Origin of the sequence: Mycobacterium sp. 1245801.1 (assembly GCF_001673055.1) — a bacterium.
Classification (GTDB): domain Bacteria; phylum Actinomycetota; class Actinomycetes; order Mycobacteriales; family Mycobacteriaceae; genus Mycobacterium; species Mycobacterium europaeum_A.
Genome location: NZ_LZKY01000332.1, coordinates 1 through 786, shown reverse-complemented (window position 1 = coordinate 786; position 786 = coordinate 1). Strand labels below are relative to the sequence as shown.

General features: G+C 64.9%; 1 protein-coding gene and 1 pseudogene. Both read left to right on the top strand.

What is annotated here, in order from left to right; genetic code table 11:
• A pseudogene (locus A5622_RS20970) lies at window positions 1-255 on the top strand (MCE family protein); the annotation flags it as partial.
• 348 nt (window positions 256-603) lie between these two features.
• Window positions 604-786: MlaD family protein (locus A5622_RS20965; protein ID WP_369829249.1), on the top strand; the 183-nt coding region annotated here is incomplete at its 3' end.

Genomic DNA, 786 nt, shown 5'->3' with positions numbered 1-786 from the left:
ATCGCCGGAGTCGTCGGCGGCGCACCCAACCCGTACATCTGGCCGGAGAACCTGCCGCGGGTGAACGCGCGCGGCGGCCCCGGTGGTGCGCCGGGCTGCTGGCAGCCGATCACCCACGATCTGTGGCCCGCGCCGGAGTTGGTGATGGACACCGGCAACAGCCTTGCGCCCTACAACCACCTGGATACCGGGTCGCCGTATGCGAACGAATACGTCTGGGGCCGCCAGGTCGGCGACAACACCATCAATCCGTAAACCGCGAAAGTCCTGCTACACAACGTCATTAGCGTGCCGACAGCAGCGGTCAGCCGGCACACGCCACCGCGCGTACCTGAAAGGTGACGTGGTCCGCCCGCCGGTCCCGCCGTTGCTTTGTTTGTGCCACTGCGGCGCGGTACATTTCACTGGTCTTATTACATGCGTGTACAGGCCAGCGCCGGGTGGCGACGGCACCGAGGCGAGGGGCAGGGTTGGCGACGGTGGGTGACCTGGATAACCACCCGTGTCGCCGGCTGTCCACGATGACTTTCGGGCTCACGGTGTAGCGCCGTGGAAGGTTCACCCGTTCAGATCAACGACTCCCGCGAGCCGCCGTACAAGTTCATCACCCTGCTCGTGGTGGTGGTGCTCGGCGTGATCTTCACCCTGGTCTACATCCAGTTCCGGGGCGGTTTCACCCCCAAGACCGAGTTGACGATGATTGCGTCGCGGGCCGGTTTGGTGATGGATCCGGGTTCGAAGGTGACGTATAACGGGGTGGAGATCGGCCGGGTGGGGTCGATTGCG